The sequence below is a fragment of the Cryobacterium glucosi genome, assembly GCF_004402235.1.
GTDB classification, from domain to species: Bacteria; Actinomycetota; Actinomycetes; order Actinomycetales; family Microbacteriaceae; genus Cryobacterium; species Cryobacterium glucosi.
Genome location: NZ_SOFS01000036.1, coordinates 41,141 through 63,192 on the forward strand (window position 1 = coordinate 41,141; position 22,052 = coordinate 63,192).

Sequence of the window (22,052 nt, forward strand, 5' to 3'; positions counted from 1 at the left end):
GCCCGCCTATTCCGGGCGCAACGCCGCCGAGCGCGCGCTCAGCCCCGCGCACACCGCGGCAAGGTCGGCGGATGCCACGGGCCCGGAGAACAAATACCCTTGCGCGAAACGGCACGCATTTTCCTCGAGCCAATCGGCCTGGACATCCGTTTCGACCCCTTCGGCGATGACGCTGCTGCCGAGACCCCGGGCGAGCCCGAGGATCGACTGCACGAGCGGGGCGTCGTCGGCAGCGCAGCCGATCGCCGAGATGAAGCGGCGGTCGATCTTCAGCACGTTCGCCCGCACCTCGCTCAGCCGCTCGAGGTTCGACGAGCCGGTGCCGAAGTCGTCGATCATGATCGGAATGCCCGACGTCTGCAGCTGGGCCATGTTCGCGTGCACCGCGCCGTACTCCACGACGTAGTCGCTCTCGGTGAGCTCGATCTTGAGCGCTCCCGCCGGCAGCGCCGCAGCCGCGCACAGCGCGAGCAGCCGGTCGGCGTAGTGCGGGTCGCCGAGTTCGATGCCCGAGGCGTTCACGCTCACGTAGAACGGCGGCGCCCCCGGCTCGACCGGCATCGTCCACGAGGACGCGGTCGTCACGGCGGTGTGGACAATCCAGTCGCCCAGGCGCGGCATCGCACCGCTCGCCTCGCACAGCGGAATGAACTCGGCCGGCGAGATCGCGCCCCGGGTCGGGTGCGTCCAGCGCAGCAGCGCCTCGGCGCCCACGGCCCGCCGGGTGCGCAGGTCCACGATCGGCTGGAACACCAGACTGAATTCGCCGTTGGCGATGGCCTGCCCGACCGCGGTCGCGGTCGCGTAGTGCCCGCCATGGACGCGGGTGGTCCCGCGCCCCGCCCGCTTGGCGCTCGAGAGCGCCTCGGTCACCCGCGTGCGGAGCCCGGAGGCCGACTCGCCCGGCTCGTGGCCGGCGATGCCCGCGGAGAACACATGGACATCCGCCCGCATGGCCTCGACCGCGGCCTCGGCTTGCCAGGTGGTCATGCCCGGCAGCAGGATCGCGAATTCGTCGCCGGCCGTGCGGGCGACAACTGCGCCCGAGTCCGGGCCGCCGAGCCGCGTGCACCGTGCGGCGAAGTCGATGAGAATCGTGTCGCCGTAGGACCGCTGGCGTACTTCATTGGTGAGGGTGAAGTGGTCGAGGTCCACGAGCACGACCGTCGTCACGTCGCCGGGCGCGGCGCTCCGGACATGATCGTTGAGGATGCGTTTGAAGTAGATCCGGTTGCCGAGCCGGGTCAGGTCATCGGTCTCCGACTTCAGTGCGCTCGTCACGAGCCAGTGCAGGCCGAAATTCGCGATGATCGCCGCAGGGATGATCAGGAGCAGATCGATGCCGCGCATGCCCGGGTGCACGAACAGCGCGGTCGTGACGAGCACCGTGCCGGCCACGGCGAACGGCAGCGACTGCAGGATCGGCAGAAACATATAGGACAGCGCGAGGATCACGAGGATCCACGTGCTCATCGCGAGGGCCGAGGAGGTGGTGTCGGTCAGGTAGACGCTGACAGCGGTGTCGAGCAGCAGGAACGTGAGCACGATCATGCGCACGGCCCGGGTGAAAAACCGGCGAAAGAGAATCGACAGCAGCCCGACCGGCAGCGAGACACACGCGATGAGGACGAACAGGCCGGCGTGCGGGGCCAGGCTCTCCTCCGGTGTGCCCACGTAGACGAAGAGCACGAGGGATGCGAACGTCGTCAGGCTGCCGAGCAGCAGCCCGGCCACCTTCGGGTTGTCGAACATTCCCGGATGGAACGTGACCATCAGCTCGGCCCGGAAGAATCTCCCCAGAGATTCTCTCCATCGGTGTGTGCGATTCCCCCCTGAATCGTCCATCAGCCGGTTATCTGTGGTGGGGCCAGGGCTGGCCCGGTTCCGCACGCGGAAGACGACTCCCGCTGCACCTCGTTGTATGCAAATGTCGCGCCCATGCAGCGAGCCTACCGCCGCCACCCCCGCCCAGGCGGATGTCGCCGCTCGGCCGCCGCTCGCCCCACCCCCATTTGCCTAGATTCATGACCCCCATTGAGGCACATTGCCCAGTCACGGACGGAGAGCGCGAATCTTATGTGACAACATGTCAGGGGCGCACGAATCGTGCTGCCGTGCGCCAAAAAGTAAGTCAACACAGGAAGGGCCGCCTAGTGGAACTTCGCGACTACATTCGCATCCTCCACAAGAGCTGGGTGATGATCCTCATCTTCGTGCTCGTCGCCGTCGCCGCCGCGGCCACGTACTCGCTGATGCAGACCCCGAAATTCAGCGCATCCGCCAAGGTCTTCGTCTCGACCCAGTCCACCGGCACCGCCCAGGACCTCGCCCAGGGCAACAGCTTCTCGGTGCAGCGGGTCAAGACCTACTCCGACCTCGTGGCCGCCCCCATCGTGCTCCTGCCGGTGATCGGCACCCTCGGGCTCGGCATCACCGCCGATGACCTCGCCAAGCAGGTCACGGCATCCGCCCCGCTCGACACCTCGATCATCGAGATCGCGGTCAGCGACACAGACCCTGTGCGGGCCGCCGACATCGCCAACGCCATCTCGATCAGCCTCGCCGCCGTCGTGCAGACCATCGAAACCCCCGAGTCCACCGCCACCGGCGTCGCCGGTGTCTCCCCGGTCAAGCTCACCCGGGCGCAGGAGGCCACCGTACCGAGCGCCCCGGTCAGCCCGAACGTACCTCTTAATATCGCCCTCGGCCTGCTCGTGGGCCTCGCCCTCGGCGTCAGTGCCGCAGTCCTCCGCGAAACCCTCGACACCCGCATCCGCAACGAGCGCGATGTGGAACAGGTCACCGACATCCCCATCCTCGGCGGCATCGTCTTCGATGCCAAGGCCCAGGACCGACCCCTGATCGTGCACGTCGACCCGCGCAGCCCGCGCGCCGAGAGCTTCCGTACGCTGCGCACCAACCTGCAGTTCCTCGACGTCGGCCGCACCGACCGCAGCTTCGTGATCACCTCATCGATCGAGAGCGAGGGCAAGAGCACCACCGGCGCCAACCTCGCCATCGCGCTCGCCGACTCGGGCGCCCGCGTCCTGCTCGTCGACGCCGACCTCCGCCGCCCGAAGATCGCCGACTACATGGGCATCGACGGCACCGTCGGCCTCACCGACCTGCTCGTCGGCCGCGCCGATCTGGCCGACATCATCCAGCCGTGGGGGCGCTCCAAACTGTTCGTGCTGCCGGCCGGCCAGGTGCCGCCCAACCCGAGCGAACTGCTCGGCTCCGCCCGGATGACCTATTTCATCGGGGAATTCAACAAGAACTTCGACGTCGTCATCTTCGACGCCCCGCCGCTGCTCCCGGTGACGGATGCCGCCATCCTGGCCAAGAGCGTCGGCGGCGCCCTCGTCGTCGTGGCCGCAGGGCGCGTGCACAAGAATCAGCTGACCGGCGCCATCGCCGCGCTCGGAAACGTCGGGGCGTCGGTGTCCGGCCTGGTGCTCACGATGCTGCCCACCTCAGGGGCGGATGCCTCGGGTTACGGCCGCTATGGCTATGGCTACGGCTATGGTTATGGCGCCGACGATGCCGATACTGTGGACATCACCCCCCGAAATGGGGTCCGAAAGACGAAGGTGCGAAATTGACGATTGACCCAGACCCGACGGCCCCAGCCGCCGAGCCTCCGTTCAGCATTCTGGTCGTCTGCACCGGAAACATTTGCCGTTCGCCGCTCGCCGAGCAGCTGCTCACCACACGACTCACGAACTCCGGTATCCCCGTCCGCGTGACGAGTGCCGGCACCTATGCCATGGTCGGCAAGGGCATGCCCGATGAAGCCGCCGCCCTGTCCGTGCGCTACGGCGGGGACCCGCGCGCCCACGTCTCCCGCCAGCTCACCGCGCGGCTCGTCGCGGACGCCGACCTCGTCGTCACTGCCGACCGCGAACACCGCGGCGAGGTCGTCTCCCTGCACCCGCGCGCCGCCCGCTACGCCTTCACCCTCAACCAGCTGGCCCGTCTGATCGACGGCCTCCGCGACGCCGAATTTGCCGCAGCGGAACACGCCGCCGCCGAACGCCCCGGCGCCGACAGCGCACCCGTCGGCCACTCCGACCACAACGCCGGCACCGCACCTCTCACTGCCGCTGACACCCTCCGCGCCTTCATCGCCGAGATCGCGGCCAGCCGCGGCCTCACCCCGCCACCGGCCGACCCGGCCGACGATGACATTGGAGACCCGTACCGTCGCTCCCTCGCCACCTATGACCGTGTCGGAGTCGCGATCGACGCCTCGGCCGCGACGATCGCGACGGCACTCACCGGCGCACTCACCAAGGTGGCCTGACCATGGCTCGCAACGTCCGTCACGTTCCGAAAGACAGTTCCCGCCGCCGCGTCTGGGTCTACATCGGCGTCGCCGCGTTCATCCTCTTCGACATCCTGCTGATCCTCTGGGCCATCAACTCCACCCGCGCCACCGCCAGCGGTTCGGCTCCGCGCCCCATCCCCACCTACACGACGACCCCGGCAACGCCGGTGGCCACGCCGACCGCAACGCCCACGCCGACACCCACCCCGACCGCCGGCGCCGACTCCGCGGGCATCGTCGCGGTCCCGGCCACCCGCATCCTCTCGGCCGTCAGCGCCACCACCGCATGGCGTGCCTCGACCGGCGCCTGCCCCGCCACGGCCGCCACCCCCGAACTCACCACCGATTCGGGCGCCACCTGGGCGAGCACGGACGCCACCGGCCCCACCAAGGTCACCGCGGTACAGAGCCTGTCCGCGTCCTCCGCGACCACCGTCACCCTCATGGGCCTCACCGCCGCCGGCTGCGCACCCGAGGTCGTCAAGACCTTCGTCTCCGGCGACAACTACAAGGCCTACCCCGAGCAGGTCGCCACCAGCTGGTACGTCAACCCAGCCAACCGCGCCGTCGTGCACGCCCCCGCCGGCCAACACCCCGCCCCCTGCGACGCCGTCGTTTCCCTCGCCCCCCGGAGTGACACCGCCGCGGCCGCGCTCTGCGGCGACGGTCGCCTCTTCACTACGACGGATGCCGCCGTCACCTGGTCCACCCCGGCAACCCTCCCCGGTGCGATCGCCCTCGCCCTCGCCCCCGCCACCTCGGGCTACCTCGTCGTCTCGGCGGGCCGTCCCGAGTGCGCCGGCGCCCAGCTACTCACCGTGACCGACGCTCTCGCACCCACCGTGGCCGGCTGCTACGCCGTGAGCACCCCGGCGACGGCCATGGCCGGAACGGTCGCCGTCTCCGAGGCAGCCGGAACCATCTGGCTCTGGGCCGGCGAGCAGGTCGTGCGTTCCACCGACTCCGGAGCGACCTTCAAGTAACACCCCCCTCAATGGGGCACACCGTTCGTTCCTAGACTGGTAGCTGAGCGAGACACCCCGAATGTGTCTGTGCACCCGGATCCTTTCGGGCGCGCACCCGTTCGGAGGAGACATGAGCGCATCCACGGCGTCCCCCGTCGAGAGCACCGCATGCCCTCCTGCCGCGCGCGATTGGCGTCGCATTTACGCCCGGCGCCTCATGTTCACCGACTTCCTGGTGCTCATCTGGGTCGTGTTCGGCGTGCAGATGCTGTGGTTCGGGGTGGATACCGCCAGTCTGTCCATGAGCCGCAGTCACTCTGATCTCGCCGTCAACTACAGCGTCGTCTCGGTCGTGCTCATCGCCGCCTGGATGATCATCCTGGCGGCATACGACACGCGCGGCCTCCGGGTGCTCGGAACCGGACCCGACGAATACAAGCTCATCGCCAACTCCTCCCTGCGCCTCTTCGGGCTGCTGGCCCTGGTCGCGTACCTGTTCCATATCGACGTGGCCCGCGGCTACATTCTCATCGCTTTCCCGCTCGGCATCGTGGTGCTCATCTTCTCCCGGTGGATGTGGCGCCAATGGTTGGTTGTCCAGCGCACCAACGGCCAGTTCTCGTCCCGCGTGATCCTGGTCGGGTCACTCTCCTCGACGGCGCGCATCAACCGTGAACTGTCCCGCCAGCCCGGCGCCGGCTACTGGGTCGTGGGGGCCTGCATCACCGGCGCTGCCGCGGGCGGCGTGCTCCCGGACACTCAGGTGCCGGTCTTCGGATCCATCGACACCGTCCATTCGGCCCTCGGCGCGACGGGTGCCGATACGGTCGTCGTCACGGGCGCCGACGAAATGACCGCTCAGCTCATCCGCGAGCTGAGCTGGAGCCTGGAACCCGGGCTGCAGCACCTCGTGGTCGCTCCGCGACTCATCGATGTCGGTGGCCCGCGCATCCACATGCGCCCGGTCGCCGGGCTACCGCTCATGCATGTCGAGACGCCGAGCTACGAAGGCCGCAAGATCCATACCAAGCGCGCCTTCGACCTGGTGGTGTCCGGTCTGCTCCTCGTGGTCCTGTCACCGGTGTTCGCACTGGTCGCTCTCGCCATTCGGGTGGGCGACGCCGGTCCGGTGCTGTTCAGTCAGGCCCGGGTGGGCTTCCACGGCGACACATTCCGCATGTTCAAGTTCCGCTCCATGGTCATCGACGCGGAAAACCGGCTCGCGGACACCAGCACCCTCGACCGTGCCGAGGGCAACGTTGTTCTGTTCAAGATGAGAAACGACCCCCGGATCACCCCTCTCGGCCGATTCCTGCGCCGGTGGAGCCTTGACGAACTGCCCCAGCTTGTCAATGTCTTCCTCGGCACCATGTCCCTCGTCGGGCCGCGCCCGCCCCTCGCTGCAGAAGTCGACCAGTACGAGAGCCATGTTCATCGCCGGTTCCTCGTCAAGCCGGGAATCACCGGACTGTGGCAGATCAATGGCCGATCTACGTTGTCCTGGGAAGAAAGCGTTCGCCTCGATCTGTACTACGTCGAGAACTGGTCGCTCGCGGGAGACTTCACGATCCTGTGGCGCACGGCGAAGACCGTTCTCCAGCGCACCGGCGCTTACTGATCGCCGGCACAAGCCACCCCAGTGCGAGGGTCATTCCGGCGGGTCGACGCTCGTGGGGCCGTCCAGCCCTGACTTCAGCTGTGAATCTACCGTATGGTAAAGAAGTGCCTTCAAGACGTTCGCACGCGCCGGCACATCCAATCACGTTTCAGCAGGGGGATTCACTCATGGCAAAAAAGGCTTTCGCAGCGGCAGCGCTCACGATTCTGGCTATCTTCGCCGCACCCGCCGCCGCCAACGCAGCCGGGTACGTACCCCCGACCAATGACACCGTTACCGGCACCCCGGTCGCCGGCGGCAGTGTCGCGGTGGACTTCATCGCCGGTTCTTACACCAACGGCGAGACCGTCAACATCTCGGTAGACGGTTCCGGAACCGCCACCCTGTCGGCCGTCAAGGCCAACGTTGCCACGCTGGCCAAGGCCGCGACCGCAACCGGGGCCTTGGCCGTCAAGGTCACCCTGCCGACGAACGCCACCGGCTCCTACACGCTCACCGGAACCGGGGCGACGTCCGGCCTCATCGGCACCTCGACCATTACCGTCGTCGCAGCGGATGCCGGCACCTCTGCCGGACTCGCGAGCACCGGCTACAACGCCCCGATGCTCCTCATCTGGAGCGCAGCGGGCGCCGTCCTCCTCGGCATCGCACTGGTCCTCGTGCTCGGCTATGTTCGTCGCAAGCGCGCCAACGCGTAATACCCCGCGCTGACCCCGGCGCACAGCTTTTCGACAGGCCCCGAGCACACGCTCGGGGCCTGTCGTTTTTGTCTGGTTTACTAGACGAATGTCCCACGCGCACGCATCTGCACCGGTCCAGGGTCGGCGTCGACGGGGACGACGAATTTGGCTCTCGGTGGGCATTCCCCTTGTATTACTCGTCGGGATCGTCGCCTGGGTGGGCGTGCGCGCCTACCTCGCTAAGGGTGAGCTCGAGGCCGCCCTTCCGCTCGCGGCGCAAATCCAGGCCCAGGTGGTCGCCGGCGATGGCGAATCGGCCCAGCCAACGGCCCGAGCCCTGTCCGACCATTCCGCGAGTGCCGCAGCTCTCACCAGCGACCCGGTCTGGCGCGCATTCGAAGGCATCCCGGTGCTCGGCCCTAACCTCACGGTGGTTCGTCAGCTCGCCGCCGCGACCGACGACATTGCCCAACAGGCCGTCCTTCCTCTGACGAAGATCGCCGGAACCATCAGCCTGAGCGACTTCAAACCGGTCAACGGTGCGATCAACCTCAAACCGATGACGGATGCCCAGCCCCAGATCGATGCGGCCGATGCAGCTCTCGCCGCCGTGAAGCAACGTGTCGACGCGATCGACACGACGGACACACTGTCCGTGGTGACCAGCGCGGCGGAAAAGCTGTCAACTTCGGTGGACAAGGCGGCCGACGCCGTGAACACGCTTGACCGCGCCGTGCGTGTTGTGCCCGGCATGCTCGGGGCCTCCGGGCCACGCAACTATATCGTGCTGTTCCAGAACCCCGCGGAACTCCGTGCCTCCGGTGGCATCCCCGGTGCACTCGCCCTTATCCACACGGAAGACGGTGCGATCACCCTCGCACAGCAAACCGCTGGCACTGACTTCCCGCATTACGCGCAACCGGTCTTGCCTCTTCCAACAGAGACGCGAGGGCTTTACGGCGACATAGTCGGCGAATATATTCAGGACGTCACTCTCACGCCGAATTTTCCGCTATCGGCGTCACTCGCGCGCGAAATGTGGAAACGCCAGTTTGGTGTCGAGGCCGACGGCGTCATCTCCATCGACCCGGTGGCCCTCAGTTATCTCCTTAAAGCCACCGGCCCCATTACTTTGGCGACAGGCGACGTCCTTACCTCGGACAATGCCGTACATCTCCTGCTAAGCGATGCCTACGCGCGATACACGAAGCCAGCCGACCAGAACGCATTCTTCGCGGGGGCCGCCTCGTCGGTATTCTCGGCGTTGGCCAGCGGCGGCGCTAACCCGAAGTCGCTCCTCGAGGCGTTGGGCCAAGCTGGTGCCGAACGACGCGTTCTGGTTTGGAGCGCACACGATGACGACCAGGCTGTTCTCCAGGACACCTCCTTGGCCGGTCGTCTACCGGTGACCGACGCCGACACGACGCGGTTTGGCGTCTACCTCAACGATGCCACTGGCGCAAAAATGGACACACACCTGGACGTGCAGGTAGCTGTCGGCAATGCTGTCTGTCGACAGGACGCGCGGCCGTATTATGCCGTGACTGTGAATCTGAAGAACACGGCACCCGCCGATGCTGCGAAGTCATTGCCCGAATATGTGACGGGGGGAGGTCATTTTGGTGTCACCCCCGGAAACGTGAAGACGATCGTATCGGTTTACGGGGCACCAGATATGCAGAACCTGGGCGTCATGCGAGACAACGTCGTCATCGGCTACCACCCGGCGACTGATGCGACCTATCCGGTTAGCGCATCTAGCATCGAATTGGCTCCAGGAGAGAGTGCGGTTCTCACATTTGGATGGCTAGGGGCTGGACCTCTGACGAGTGATGTCTCTGCTCAGATCACTCCTGGTACTTCGCGAGTTGTCGCAACGAATGCGTCGTCACGCTGCGATTCCTTGCTCTGGCCACAGCGATGACTGTCTCTCGACCGTCATATGTCGGGGGTGTTAACGCTGCGTCCGACAGGCATTCTTTGACGCACCGTAGGTCGCAACTGTGACACCATAATGGGGGGCGTCAGAAGTCGGCCTCGAAAGTGAACGTCATAGGAAGGCCGCTGAGTGGAACTTCGCGACTATATTCGGGTCTTACGTAAGAGCTGGGTCCTCATCGTACTTCTGTTGCTCGTTGGTCTGGGAGCGGGTGCCACCTACTCTTTGACGACAACGCCTTTATACAATGCGTCGTCGAAGGTCTTCGTCTCAACGCAGGGCGGAGGCACAAGCCAGGAGCTGGCGCAGGGCAACACCTTTACTGTGGCCAGAGTGAAGACTTATGCCGATCTAGTGGCTACACCGATCGTTCTCCTTCCGGTGATTGGAAGCCTCGGGCTTAACATGACTTCCGTTGATTTGGCAAAGCAGGTCACGGCTTCAGCCCCTCTTGACACGTCGATTATTGAAATCGCCGTCCTGGACCCGGATCCCGTGCGGGCCGCCGATATTGCCAATGCCGCTTCTCAGAGCCTTACTGCCGTTGTCCAGTCCATCGAGACTCCCGAAGCCATTGACGCCGTATCGCCTGTCAAACTCACCCGGGCACAAGAAGCAACAGTGCCCAGCAAGCCAGTGAGCCCAAACGTCCCGCTGGATATTGCGCTGGGTGCTCTGATAGGACTTGCTCTAGGAATCGGCTTAGCAGTCCTACGCGAAGCGATGGAGACTCGCATTCGAAATGAGCGCGACGTCGAGCAGGTTACTGATGTGCCGATCTTGGGCGGAATCGTCTTCGACCCGAAAGCCAAGGAACGCCCGCTCATCGTGCATGTGGACCCGCGCAGTCCCCGGGCTGAGTCGTTCCGTTCTCTTCGAACGAATCTCCAGTTCCTTGACGTGGGTCGGACAGAACGCAGCTTCGTCATAACATCATCTATAGAAAGCGAAGGAAAGAGCACCACGGGTGCAAACCTCGCGATCACACTGGCTGATGCTGGCGGCCGTGTTCTTCTCATTGACGCCGATCTGCGGCGCCCAAAGATCGCAGACTATATGGGTGTAGAGGGGAGTGTTGGACTCACCGACGTCCTAATCGGTCGAGCGGAATTGTCCGACGTTATTCAGCCGTGGGGCGAGGGTCGTCTCTTCGTGCTCCCGGCAGGCAAGATACCGCCCAACCCCAGTGAGCTGTTAGGTTCAGCCCGAATGGCCGATCTCATTGCGCAGTTCAATCTCACCTTTGACGTGGTGATCTTTGACTCGCCGCCATTGCTGCCTGTTACGGACGCGGCAATCCTCGCGAAGAATGTGGGTGGGGCCATCATCGTGGTCGCGGCCGGCCGCACCCACAAGAATCAACTTAGGGGCGCAATCGCAGCATTGGGGAGCGTCGGTGCACCGGTTTCGGGACTCGTGCTGACCATGCTGCCGACCAAAGGCCCTGATGCTTACGGCTACGGTCACTACGGCTATGGATATGGCTATGGGTATACCCAGGACGTCACGGACGAAAAGGTCCGGAGCCGCGCGCGCATCAAGAAGGTATAGATCGACTGAATTTCGCTGGTTAATGCCACCGTAACCACAATGGGGTACCTTCTTGCCTACGTCGTCGTGGTCTGGCGTTGGCGTCAATCAAATCGAGACATGGCGGAAAGTGCAGCGCCATGAGGAGCAATATGAAAAAGCGCACTGGCATAGCCGGGGTACCTATTGAGATCGAACAGACCGGCGGGCGAAATTGGAGGGTTTCATATGCCGCTCGACTTGTCGCTTCTGATCTTCTTGTCCTGATTTGGGTAGTTTTTGGGGTCCAAATCGCATGGTTCGGCATCGCAGCCTCGGATGTGCAATTTCGAGGTAGCCTCGCGGACACAGCGATCAGCTATTCAGTAATCTCCATTGTGCTCATCGTGACATGGATGATTTCCTTGGGTATCTATGGCTCGCGAGGCTACCGAGTGCTGGGCACTGGCTGGCAGGAGTACCGCTTGGTGGCGGGAAGCACTGTCCGTCTTTTCGGTCTGGTGGCGCTAATCGCCTATCTCTTCCAGATCGATTTAGCGCGAGGCTATATTCTCATCGCGTTTCCTCTCGGACTGGCAGTTCTCGCTCTTTCGCGTTGGATGTGGAGACAATGGCTTGGAGTGCACCGTCTCGATGGGCGCTATTCCTCCCGAGTGCTCCTAGTCGGGTCGGAAGTGTCCGCAACGCATTTGGCTCGTCAATTGGCGCGCCAGCCCAAAGCCGGTTATCTCGTCGTCGGGGCTTGTATTCCCAGCGGGCTCGTAGCGGGGTATCTACCGGACAGTGCAATACCTGTGTTCGGCAATCTCGACAAATTGCAGGCGGCGATGACCGCAGTGGGCGCCGACACGGTTGTGATTACCAGTAGTGACGAGCTGTCACCAGAACGAGTTCGAGAATTGAGCTGGAGCCTGGAACCAGGCAGACAACACCTAGTCGTCGCACCGAGCTTGACGGACATCGGTGGTCCACGTATCCACACCCGACCGGTCGCTGGATTGCCGCTCATCCACGTCGAGACGCCAAGGTTCGAAGGCCGGAATTTCTTTGCTAAGCGTGCCTTCGATCTATTGTGCTCGGGTTTGCTTATAGTCGTACTTTCGCCGTTCCTCCTCATCATCGGAGCCGTAATTCGGCTCAGCACACCTGGGGACGTGCTATTTCGGCAGGAGCGAGTGGGTATTAACGGTCGACACTTCAGCATGCTGAAGTTCCGATCTATGGTCACAGATGCAGAAGCACTGCTAGTCGGGCTCCGGGACGAAGCGCGCACTGAAGGCAACTCCGTACTCTTCAAGATGAAGGAGGACCCTCGAGTTACTCCCATCGGAAAGTACCTTCGACGTTTTAGCCTCGATGAACTTCCGCAGTTATTCAACGTATTTGGTGGCTCGATGTCCTTGGTCGGGCCAAGACCCCCCCTAGAACGGGAAGTTGCTGAATATGAGAATCACGTTCATCGTCGATTCCTCGTGAAGCCCGGTATTACGGGCCTCTGGCAGGTAAGCGGTAGGTCCAACTTGTCGTGGGAGGACACGGTCCGCTTGGATCTCTACTACGTCGAGAACTGGTCGATCACTGGAGACATCGTGATCTTGTGGCAGACGGCCCGTGCTGTATTAGCAAGTGATGGTGCCTACTAATGTGCAATGCAGCAACCGGAATGGTGCGCATCGGATACCACTCGATCGCTGATCTACGGGGCGATCGTTGCTGGGTTGTCTTGAAGACTTCAGGAAGACCGCAATTTTGCGATGGCTTCGCTCGAAGCGCCACCACAGTTCCTTGGAACCCGCCAGCTGCTCAGACTCATCTTTCACTCGGTACAGCGCGACTGTGGCGCTCTTTCTTCAGAAGAGGAGTACGGTCGCAGCGCGCAATCCCGGCTCGAATAGCCATACCGCAGTCGCAGTCGGGTCAGGGATTTGCAGAGCGGATTTCTCGGGCCCCTAGACACCTATCGCAAGAGGGCACGGGGCTGCACCGTAATCCCAAGGCGGAATCCCTCGAGTTCGCGAAGCATGCAGTTCACGGGCTGGGGTACCGAAACGAAAGACCGGACTTTTCGTGGGACGATGGAGCGTGGGTTGGCTTCCACGACGAAGGAAGTCTTGTTGGAGTAGGTCGAGCTGAAACTTCGAGGCATCGATACCATTCGGTCCCGGCGAAAGATGGCGCAAATTGAATGCCGTTCGGTCTCGGCGTCTCGGCAGTGTCGGGCTTAGCGCGCTTGTCCGCGTTGGTACATTTCCCGTCACCGCACTCGCAACATTCCTGACAACTTCTCTAGTCATTGGTCATGCTGGAGCGGCTGGCTATGCCGCGATTGCGGTAGTAATAACCCTTTCCCAGTTGGTGCCCTACGCCGATCTCGGGATAGGGGCCGGTGTTATTAACGCGATCTCCATGTCGGAAGTAGATGATCCGATTCGTACAAAGGCGGTGGCCAGCGCGATCCGCGTGATGCTGGTGTCAATGATCATTGTCTCTAGCCTGGGCTTGCTCGGAATGACCTTCTTCTCATGGTCCGAGGTCCTGAGTCTCGAAAACTCTGGGTTGGGCCGCCTTGATACTGTGACTGCTCTTGTGATCGTGATCTTCGCAGCTACCATTCCGATGGGGATTGGACAACGGGTGCTCTTGGCGCTCCTGATGAATCCGATCGCGATCGTAGTTAATTCGCTAGGGCCGATACTGAGTCTCCTGGGCACCGCAGTGATCGTTGGAATGGGCCTTTCTCCAGAGCTATTAGTTTTCCCCCCGGTCGTTGGTGGCCTGATTAGCTCCTTTGTATCCTTGTGGATCGCGACCAAGCGGATTCGATTCCGATGGTTGACTGTCTTCCAATACCGCAAGTTTCATCTCCCCGGGCTTCTATCTCAGGGGATGTGGTATCTCATGATTAGTGTTGTTTCGGCTTTTGCCTTTCAATGGGGGCGGATCGTTCTCGCCTCTCGTGGAACGCTTGACCAAGTTGCCACATACTCAATTGCAATGCAGTTCTATGCGCCATTGTGGTCCTTCTTCATTGCGGCTGGAACGTCGCTCTGGCCCATATTTGCGCGCAATAGATCGCGGAATGAGAGTAATTCGGCGCTACTTTTGCGAATGGTTCTCTACTTTGCAGGTGCCGGTTTGGTTTGCATTATCGGACTTATGTTGTTCGGGCCGTGGCTGGCCGGCGTGATTTCACATTCGGCGGTGGAAGCAAGCGCAATGATATTCCTGGGATGTGGTCTCCTGATCATTGTTCAATCGGTCCAGCTCGTTCTCGGCGTCTCACTTACTTCTCCACGGGACCTTCGATTTCAGGCGCTTTGGGGCATCCCGATGGCTGCATCCGTGATTGGTGCCACTTGGCTATTCGTGCCTGCCCTCGGAGCAATAACGCCCTTCTTGGCTGCCGGTGTTGGAGTTCTGTTGTTTCAGGTATTTCCTAATGTCTTTCGTGTGCGCGCAAATAGCCGTTCGGTACGTGAGACCACCGCAAATCCCGAACTTGAGACTGTTGCCTAATTATCTAGAAGATCTCAGCATCCGGGAGAGTACGACCGTCGAGATCATCGTTCGCCAAGTCGAAGTATTGATAGGAGATTGAAATGGCACAAATCGGAATGGTGATTCCGACGTTAGGCACGCGCCCGGCATGGCTTCGCGGTACCTTGAAATCGATGTTCGAACAGCGTGGCGTTGATCTTAAGGTTGTCATCGTGACACCTCGTCCGGACGAGGTGAGACTGATTGCGGCTGGGACTCCCGCGGTTGTGGTTGCGTCAGACACGCCGGGAATATCGGCGGCCGTCAATGAAGGATGGGCGGAGCTAAAAGACTCGACTTTCCTGGCTTGGCTTGGCGACGATGATCTACTTGCACCGGGATCTCTCCGCATTTCGCAGGACGCGCTAGTCAGAAATGCAGCGGCTTCCGGCACGTACGGGTGCGTGCGATACATTGACGCCGCGAGTGAGACTCTCTTCGTTGCTCGGCCCGGTCGCTTTGCGAGCGCTTATCTGCGCTGGGGTAAAGACTTGGTCCCCCAGCCGGGTAGTCTATTTCGCCGTGAAGCAGTCGAAGCCGTTGGCGGACTGGATACCAGTCTTCGATATGCAATGGATTTTGATCTGTTCCTAAAGCTTCGAGCCTTTGGGCCACTCCGCTACCTTTCATCCGAGGTCGCGTCGTTCCGACTGCACCCCGGCAGCATTACGGGTGCGAACCAGTCGAGCGTGGAAGCCGAAAGCGTTCGTGCCAGGTTCCACTCCGCACGAGTGAACTCCATACGTAGGTCGCTGGCGCCCCTTCAATCGGTCACCGATCGGGCGCTATACAAGCTATCTCGGCGACCGGGGGGTCTGGTTCCACAAATGCTCGGGCGAGACTATGTACTCGACGTCTATAGCGATGCCGATCTCGACGGCTCAACGACATGAAGAACTACGGCCGAACGGTTTCGACGACCCCAGGATTCCGATTTAGTTGGGTCTTTCAAGATTTTGCTGCGAACGCCCACAGGCCCCGCACTCGTCTCTTATTGGTCACATTTAGGTTGGCGCAGGCGGCCCGACATCCATTTTCCGACCGCCCAAGTCTGCTGTCATATTTTGTAACTGCGTGGTACGTGTTCATTTCCGAATGGGTTTTCGGGATGGAGTTGCCGGTTAAGACTCACGTCGGCTCTGCGCTGCAAATCGTGCACGGTTTCGGCCTTGTAATTAATGTGGATAGCCGACTTGGTTCTGACGTGGTCATTCGCCAAGGCGTCACCATCGGCAATAAGGGTGACGGTGGTGCTTCGCCTACTGTCGGAGATGGCGTATCGATTGGATCCGGCGCTTGCGTTATCGGGGCCGTTACCATTGGAGCTCGAGTGCGAATTGGCGCAAATGCGGTCGTAGTAACGGACGTACCTGAAGACGTTTCCGTCGTTGGAAATCCTGGACGAATCCTTCAAAACCGGGCTCCAGGGGTTTGAGCGAGTGACTGAACCAATTGTTATTGCGCTCGTCACTGGATCCTCTCTAGGTGCGGTGTGGGTCTGGCTTCGCGGCGTACGTCGTGGTGACGTGGTTTCCAAGTGGAATATCACGACCACCTATGTGGTCCTCATAGCTTGGCTCCTGTTGGCATCATCGGTGTTCACACAGTTTGATGGCGGAAACGTATCCATAGTTAACGTCTTCGGGCAGACGACGATACTTGCTAATCCTCGAGCGGCGCAAATAATGCAGCTCGCTGGCTATGCCATTATCGGAATAGGATTCCTCACCTTCTTTGTGTTCGGTATCGTCAAAAGAGACCGCCTATCAACTCCCCTGCTGCTTATGGGGCTTCTGGTGGTGATGACGGATTTCTCTTCTGCCATCGCGGGTGCGTCTGCCATTGGGAACCCTCGCATCATCGCCTTATTCGCACTGTTTCTGGGTGCTTCAGTGCTGCCGCGCGGCGGTGGCGCTCGGCTCGGGGTGGCGTTCTTTGGATTCTCCGTCTGCGTCGCAAGTGGCATTTTCCTTCTCGTGAACTATGCTGCCGCGTTTAGGATATGCCGTGCAGACAAGTGCGGCCCGCTCGGCAATCTTTTCTTTGGAGTGACTACCGGGGAAAACACAATCGGTCTTATCGTCGCCACCTCAATCCCGTGCATATTCCTTGTGTTGCGCGGCGCGACACGTTGGATCCTGGCGGTTTATCTCCTTAGCGTGGTCTACATCTCTGGTAGCCGGACGGCGCTTCAAGTCGCCCTTATTGTTACGATTCTTGTCCTGGTAACGGGCATGAGTTCCACGTCGATGGGCGGAATTTGGCGACGGTTTGTAACGATTGGGACGGCATCGGTCGGATTGGCTCTTGGCATTGTGCTTCCCTATCTGCCCCTGAATCCAACTGATTTTACAAACCGCGCCTATTTGTGGAAGCTTGCTTCTGCTCAACTAGAGGACAGTCAACTTTTTGGATTCGGCGCGCTCATCTGGGGAAATCAGGTTGCTGTGGGCACGATCTCCAGGGATGAGGCATATTCTGTCCACAATCAATGGCTCGATATTAGATACACGACCGGGGCATTAGGTATTGCACTGTTCATCATCTTGATCGTGATTGCGCTGCGGCAAGCGGATAAATGGACCGCCCCCCAGACCGCGCTCTTGTTCATCCCGGTAATCTATTCGGGTCTACTCGAGCGTACGTGGGCATTTGGCTTGCTCGACGTCTTTGGGTGGATGGCAGCGGCCACGCTGCTTGCACTTGAGCCTGCGGCTGAACCGGCTGCAAACACCTCTCCTGTGCTGACGGAAGCAGTCGCTCAAAGAGGACATGGCACGGACCGAGTGCTTACCGGTCTAGGCAACACGAATCCGAAGGGAGCGCACGGGAATTGATCATGCGAAATTCTTATCTGCGTCTAGTCGCGCGAATACGATCGGCCGTACAGACTCGAGTGGACCGCATCTGCGCCCAATTGTGGGTACGACTACCGCTTGGCGTTATGGGGCCAACCCGTGATCCACGAAGCGTCGACGATGCAACTCGAGTCATTGCGCTGACCACTTATCCGCCTCGCATTGGCGCTGTGCATTTGACGATTCGAAGCTTGCTTAAACAATCGATAGCCGTTGATGCGATCTACCTTGTCCTCTCGACCCTTGAGTTCCCGGGCGGTGAGTCGGACCTCCCTCCCAATCTACGGCGACTACTTGCCGCTACAAAAGGCAGAGTGAATGTACATTTCACGCCCGAAAATATGCGGTCGTTCAAGAAGCTTCTTCCGATCATCGCAATCTATCCTGAGGCGACTATTTTAACTGCGGACGACGACGTCCTTTACTGGCGATCCTGGGCTCAACAGCTCGACGCGGCCAGTCTGACCTTTCCTGGAACAGTAGTCGGAACCAGAGGAACTCTAATAAAGATGGAGGGCAATCGTGCCCGCCCATACACGGAATGGCCGGCAGCAGAGGCCGGTGTACCCGGCCAACTCGTTTTTCTGACCGGTCGGGGTGGCATTCTCTACCCGCCACATTCTCTGGATCCGCGGGTTTTTGACTGGGCGACGGCTTCTCTCATTTGTCCGTCCGCGGACGATATCTGGTTCAAAGTCATGGCATCTTTGGCGGGCATCGAAGCGGTAAAGGTAGACACCGGTCGCGAATATCCATCCAATGGTGCAAGCCAAAGCAGCGCGCTTTGGCGTCGCAACGTCCTCAAGAACGAGAATGACGTGGCTTTCGAGGCGGTTGTGGACCGCTTTGGCCTTTGGGATACATACGTCACCGCACAAAGGCTCCGACGTTGAAGGTGCTAATCGTCGATTGCTTAGCTTATCCTTCCAGTTCACGTTGAGAGGTCCTCAAATGTACAGAAAATCGCCGGCCAGTAAGTTCGACGCGTTATATCTCGCCGTCCTTCCCTTCTATCGGGAATATTGCATCCAGGAGCTCAAAGCTGATTTGTCTTTGGACGTGATCCTGTTTGCTGGTGATCGGCACGTCGATCCCACTATTCGAACCGGAATCAGTAGGTCCTTATATGTGCAAGTTAGAAACTACGTCCTTGCCGGACGCGTACTTGTCCAGCTGGGGGGGTGGCGCACAGCGATCAGCGCCAAGACCACGATCCTCGACCTCAATCCGCGCAGCCTCACGGCGTGGACATTGCTGGGTTTGAGACGCATTCTGGGTAGGCGAACGCTCCTATGGGGCCATTTGCACCCTCGCTCCGGAAGAGGCAGTAGGACGGCGGTGCTACGCCGCTCGATGCGGCGTCTTTCGAACGGGACGGTGCTTTACGGGTACGATAGCGTTCCCTTTGCGCTCGCAGAGCTCCCAGGGTCGCCCGTCTGGGTGGCGCCGAACTCTTTGTACGCAAGGGATGCCTTGACTGTACCGGCCAATGAAGGCCCGTACACCAGCGTCCTGTACGTGGGGCGCCTCGTTTCCGATAAGAAAGTAGACCTGCTCATCCGAGGATTCTTGAGGAGCGATCTTGCCACCCGCGGCGTGCAGCTTGTCATCGTAGGAGAGGGCGCCGAACGCAAGGCCCTCGCCGACCTTGTTTCGGAGCTGGGCGGCAATGCTTCGGTAACCTTTCTCGGCCAGGTCGCCGATGTGAATGAACTTCGCCATCTCTATGAAGACGCTCTGTGCTCCGTATCGCCGGGTTACGTTGGGCTAAGCCTCACACAAAGCCTCGGGTTTGGCGTTCCTATGCTGATCTCAAGGGACGAACCGCATTCTCCTGAACTCGAGCTCGCTCGAATCGGTGGCGTCGAGTTCTTCGAGACTGACTCGCCGCTTGCACTTGCGGCCGCTCTTGATGCGCTCGCGCCTGCCGGCAGTGCATGCGAGCGACAGCGAATCAGCATCGCAATTCGGAAGACATATTCGGCGGAAGCCATGGCGGCGGGGATCGCGTCGGCACTCAAAAACACCAAACAGGAACTCGGAGATGATGGATGGCCGTCGAATCGGTAGTCAAGGTGCCCAAGAACCGCAGCCGTATCCCAGCACCGCTAGAGGGAGTTGTTCGTGCATTGCAGCGACGACTAATGATCCATGGGCCGGTGACGTACGGCAAGAACTTGCGAATGGGTAATGACAGCACCTTGAGTTCGGTGCACGGGCTCAGAGTCGGTCACAATGTTTCGATTGGCCAACGCACAGTCATCGAAGTCGACGGTGCAATCGGAGACTACTGCCTGATTGGGCGCGGAGTGCAGATTGTCGGTCGTGTGGATCATTCGATCGACGAGGTGGGAATTCCAATGGCGTTCTCGACGTGGGTTGGAGATCGACCCGCAGTCCCGCAGGATGCCGTACAGATTGGAAGTGATGTGTGGATTGGCGGTGGCGTCATTATTCTCGGTGGGGTCACTATCGGCGAGGGGGCCGTGCTTGGCGCTGGCGCTGTGGTGACACATGACATTGAGCCTTACGGAATTGCCGTCGGGAATCCCGCTCGAGTCATCCGGAAACGATTCGATTCTGATGCTCAGAGGCACGCGCACAGTACAGCTCTCCGTGTCGATAGTTCCGACGTGAGCGATAAGGGGTAGCTGAGCACATCACCGCAATCTCTTTCGTGTCTTGCCGCGGTGGCGCGAGGCAGATCTGGAGCCGGTGTGAAGCGCTGCCAAAATCTAGTTAGACAGGCGACTCGTTTCCGGAGCGCCATCGAGTCAATACCTTATGCGCGGAATCGCGGGCCGAGATCCTCTGGGCTACGGGGGCCCCAGACCCGATTTGCAGGAATCGCACCGTTCACAGTTGTTCCGGGTGTCACGAGTGCCGAACGACCGATATCAGCGCCGCCGAGGACAATGCATCGGGAAGTCACCCAGGCCCCGTCGCCTATTCGGATCGCCTTAGTAATCAGCGCCATGTCGCGACGATGGGCGTGGCTGCCTGTCGTTAGGAGTGTCTCCTGCGAGATTGAAACGTCATGTCCGATAAATACTTCGTCTTGATTGTGGAACCAAACCCCTTCCCCGATCCAAGAGTTCGCTCCTACGTGTAGCTTCCACGGGAACTTCACTCGGGTTCTGGGGCGGAATATGACACCTGGGCCAATGTCTGCACCGAATGCCCTCAGTACTCGAACGCGAAGCCCGGAACTGACTTGCCATGGATTCGTAACGAATAGCAACTCTGCTGCAGCCCACAGATAGATCACAAACCTAGGGCGGTCCCATGCTTCTCTCGAGCCAGGCGCTGCAGCAAGGCTGATGACCGGAATCTCAATTGGGTCCAATTCATCAGACGGCCTATTCGTCATCTTGTCCTCGCCGTGCGTCGCGGATGGTCCTCCCGTGGGACAGACCCTAGGGATTTCGGTCAACACCGTAATCCTAGGGCCCACGTTCGCCTGCAACAGGGGTAGGAATCGCGCTCGGCTGAAACGGGTGTCGGCGGCCATGACAAGCTGCCCATAGGCGGCCACGGAACTGCCCACTGACGGCCAGGAAAACTGCCCGCTGGTGGCCATGAGATCTGCCCACTTCCTGGTCTGAACNTCGAGAGGTCGGTGCCTTTCGGGAAGTACTCGCGCAAGAGTGGAGTGGTCCCCGAAAGTTGGACACCGAATTTAGGGTTCCATCTTCAGGGAGTAGTCAGATGTACTCGAAAAGCACGTTGAGTCACTCCGAGGCCGTTTCGGCTGTCGAGTTGTTCGAGCAGGGTTTTACTGCCAAGTCGGTGGCCTTGTCTCTTGACCTTGCCGGGTCTCCGGTCCAAATGTTGTATCAGCGATGGCAGATACGAGGTTCGGGGCGCTGGTGACGAGAGACCGCAAACAGTACGATTTCGAGATCAAGCTTGAAATCGTGCGCCGCCATGTCAGGGGTGAGTCCGTGTCGGCGGCCATGACAAGCTGCCCATAGGCGGCCACGGAACTGCCCACTGACGGCCAGGAAAACTGCCCGCTGGTGGCCATGAGATCTGCCCACTTCCTGGTCTGAACCCGCCCGTTAAAACGGCGGAACCTCTCCCTGAGGTTTGATTGCGGTATCTAGACGCATCAAAAAGCTCAGGAAGAGGCCCACTTATGAAGGTAGACGTAGAAATCATGGAGATACTCGCTGCGTATGATCTGACCAAATCTTTGCGGGGCGCCGCAGAGTTGACGGGGTGCTCCCATCACACGGTTGCTCGCCATGTTGCCGCTCGCGACGCTGGCCAGCCGATTGCGAACCCGGTCAATCGTGGTCGGGTCATGGACCCGTTCATGCCCAAGCTTGAGGAATGGATGGTCGCTTCCAAGGGCAAGCTGCGCTCCGACATCGCCCACACGAAACTCGTGGCTTTGGGCTATACGGGCTCGGATCGCTCGACCCGCCGAGCTTTCGCTCAGGTTCGTGCCGCCTACCGCCTCGGCAACACCCGCGTGCACCGCCCGTGGATTTGTGAGCCGGGCATGTGGATTCAGTACGACTTCGGCGACGGCCCCGTGATCGACGGCAAGAAGACCGTGCTCTACATCGCCTGGCTGGCCTGGTCACGGTTCC

The 22,052-nt window shown here is 60.9% G+C and carries 15 protein-coding genes and 2 pseudogenes; 16 read left to right on the forward strand and 1 reads right to left on the reverse strand.

What is annotated here, in order from left to right; translation table 11 throughout:
• Positions 1-6: 6 nt before the first annotated feature.
• Positions 7-1,752: a putative bifunctional diguanylate cyclase/phosphodiesterase gene (locus tag E3O46_RS15145; protein WP_166787400.1), complete on the reverse strand. Its 1,746-nt coding sequence runs from the start codon at positions 1,750-1,752 to the stop codon at positions 7-9.
• Between the two features lie 401 nt (positions 1,753-2,153).
• Here E3O46_RS15145 and E3O46_RS15150 point away from each other — a divergent pair, with 401 nt between their 5' ends.
• The 16 genes and pseudogenes from E3O46_RS15150 to E3O46_RS15225 form a co-directional block, all read left to right on the forward strand.
• Positions 2,154-3,602, forward strand: coding sequence for a tyrosine-protein kinase domain-containing protein (locus E3O46_RS15150; RefSeq protein ID WP_134449695.1), 1,449 nt, complete (start codon positions 2,154-2,156; stop codon positions 3,600-3,602).
• Positions 3,599-4,303, forward strand: a complete 705-nt coding sequence (locus tag E3O46_RS15155; RefSeq protein ID WP_134449694.1) for an arsenate reductase/protein-tyrosine-phosphatase family protein — start codon at positions 3,599-3,601, stop codon at positions 4,301-4,303. Before E3O46_RS15150 ends, E3O46_RS15155 begins: the two co-directional genes overlap by 4 nt.
• A gap of 2 nt (positions 4,304-4,305) precedes the next feature.
• Complete coding sequence (locus tag E3O46_RS15160) at positions 4,306-5,310, forward strand: hypothetical protein (RefSeq protein ID WP_134449693.1); 1,005 nt, start codon at positions 4,306-4,308, stop codon at positions 5,308-5,310.
• 112 nt (positions 5,311-5,422) lie between these two features.
• A complete protein-coding gene (locus E3O46_RS15165) occupies positions 5,423-6,910 on the forward strand; it encodes a sugar transferase (RefSeq protein WP_241975228.1) in 1,488 nt (495 codons plus the stop codon).
• 167 nt (positions 6,911-7,077) lie between these two features.
• Positions 7,078-7,608, forward strand: coding sequence for a hypothetical protein (locus tag E3O46_RS15170; protein ID WP_134449691.1), 531 nt, complete (start codon positions 7,078-7,080; stop codon positions 7,606-7,608).
• A gap of 157 nt (positions 7,609-7,765) precedes the next feature.
• Complete coding sequence (locus E3O46_RS15175; protein ID WP_166787399.1) at positions 7,766-9,514, forward strand: DUF4012 domain-containing protein; 1,749 nt, start codon at positions 7,766-7,768, stop codon at positions 9,512-9,514.
• A gap of 144 nt (positions 9,515-9,658) precedes the next feature.
• Positions 9,659-11,080: a tyrosine-protein kinase domain-containing protein gene (locus tag E3O46_RS15180; protein ID WP_134449689.1), complete on the forward strand. Its 1,422-nt coding sequence runs from the start codon at positions 9,659-9,661 to the stop codon at positions 11,078-11,080.
• A 131-nt stretch (positions 11,081-11,211) separates the two neighbouring features.
• Positions 11,212-12,702, forward strand: coding sequence for a sugar transferase (locus E3O46_RS15185; RefSeq protein WP_241984916.1), 1,491 nt, complete (start codon positions 11,212-11,214; stop codon positions 12,700-12,702).
• Positions 12,703-13,411: 709 nt separating this feature from the next.
• On the forward strand, positions 13,412-14,575 hold the full coding sequence (locus tag E3O46_RS15190) for a lipopolysaccharide biosynthesis protein (protein ID WP_134542301.1): 1,164 nt from the start codon (positions 13,412-13,414) through the stop codon (positions 14,573-14,575).
• Positions 14,576-14,658: 83 nt separating this feature from the next.
• The gene (locus E3O46_RS15195) at positions 14,659-15,489 is read left to right on the forward strand and encodes a glycosyltransferase (RefSeq protein WP_134449686.1); all 831 of its coding nucleotides are present in this window, start codon (positions 14,659-14,661) and stop codon (positions 15,487-15,489) included.
• Positions 15,490-15,704: 215 nt separating this feature from the next.
• On the forward strand, positions 15,705-16,031 hold the full coding sequence (locus E3O46_RS19070; protein WP_420897750.1) for a serine O-acetyltransferase: 327 nt from the start codon (positions 15,705-15,707) through the stop codon (positions 16,029-16,031).
• Positions 15,985-17,433: an O-antigen ligase family protein gene (locus E3O46_RS15205; protein WP_134562004.1), complete on the forward strand. Its 1,449-nt coding sequence runs from the start codon at positions 15,985-15,987 to the stop codon at positions 17,431-17,433. The genes E3O46_RS19070 and E3O46_RS15205 overlap by 47 nt, the downstream gene beginning before the upstream one ends.
• Before the next feature lie 335 nt (positions 17,434-17,768).
• Complete coding sequence (locus tag E3O46_RS18360) at positions 17,769-18,347, forward strand: hypothetical protein (protein WP_166787398.1); 579 nt, start codon at positions 17,769-17,771, stop codon at positions 18,345-18,347.
• Positions 18,348-18,405: 58 nt separating this feature from the next.
• The gene (locus E3O46_RS15210; protein WP_166787397.1) at positions 18,406-19,524 is read left to right on the forward strand and encodes a glycosyltransferase; all 1,119 of its coding nucleotides are present in this window, start codon (positions 18,406-18,408) and stop codon (positions 19,522-19,524) included.
• Positions 19,525-19,871: 347 nt separating this feature from the next.
• Positions 19,872-20,105 (forward strand): annotated as a pseudogene (locus tag E3O46_RS18875) (LbetaH domain-containing protein); the annotation flags it as partial.
• Positions 20,106-21,592: 1,487 nt separating this feature from the next.
• A pseudogene (locus E3O46_RS15225) lies at positions 21,593-22,052 on the forward strand (IS21 family transposase); the annotation flags it as partial.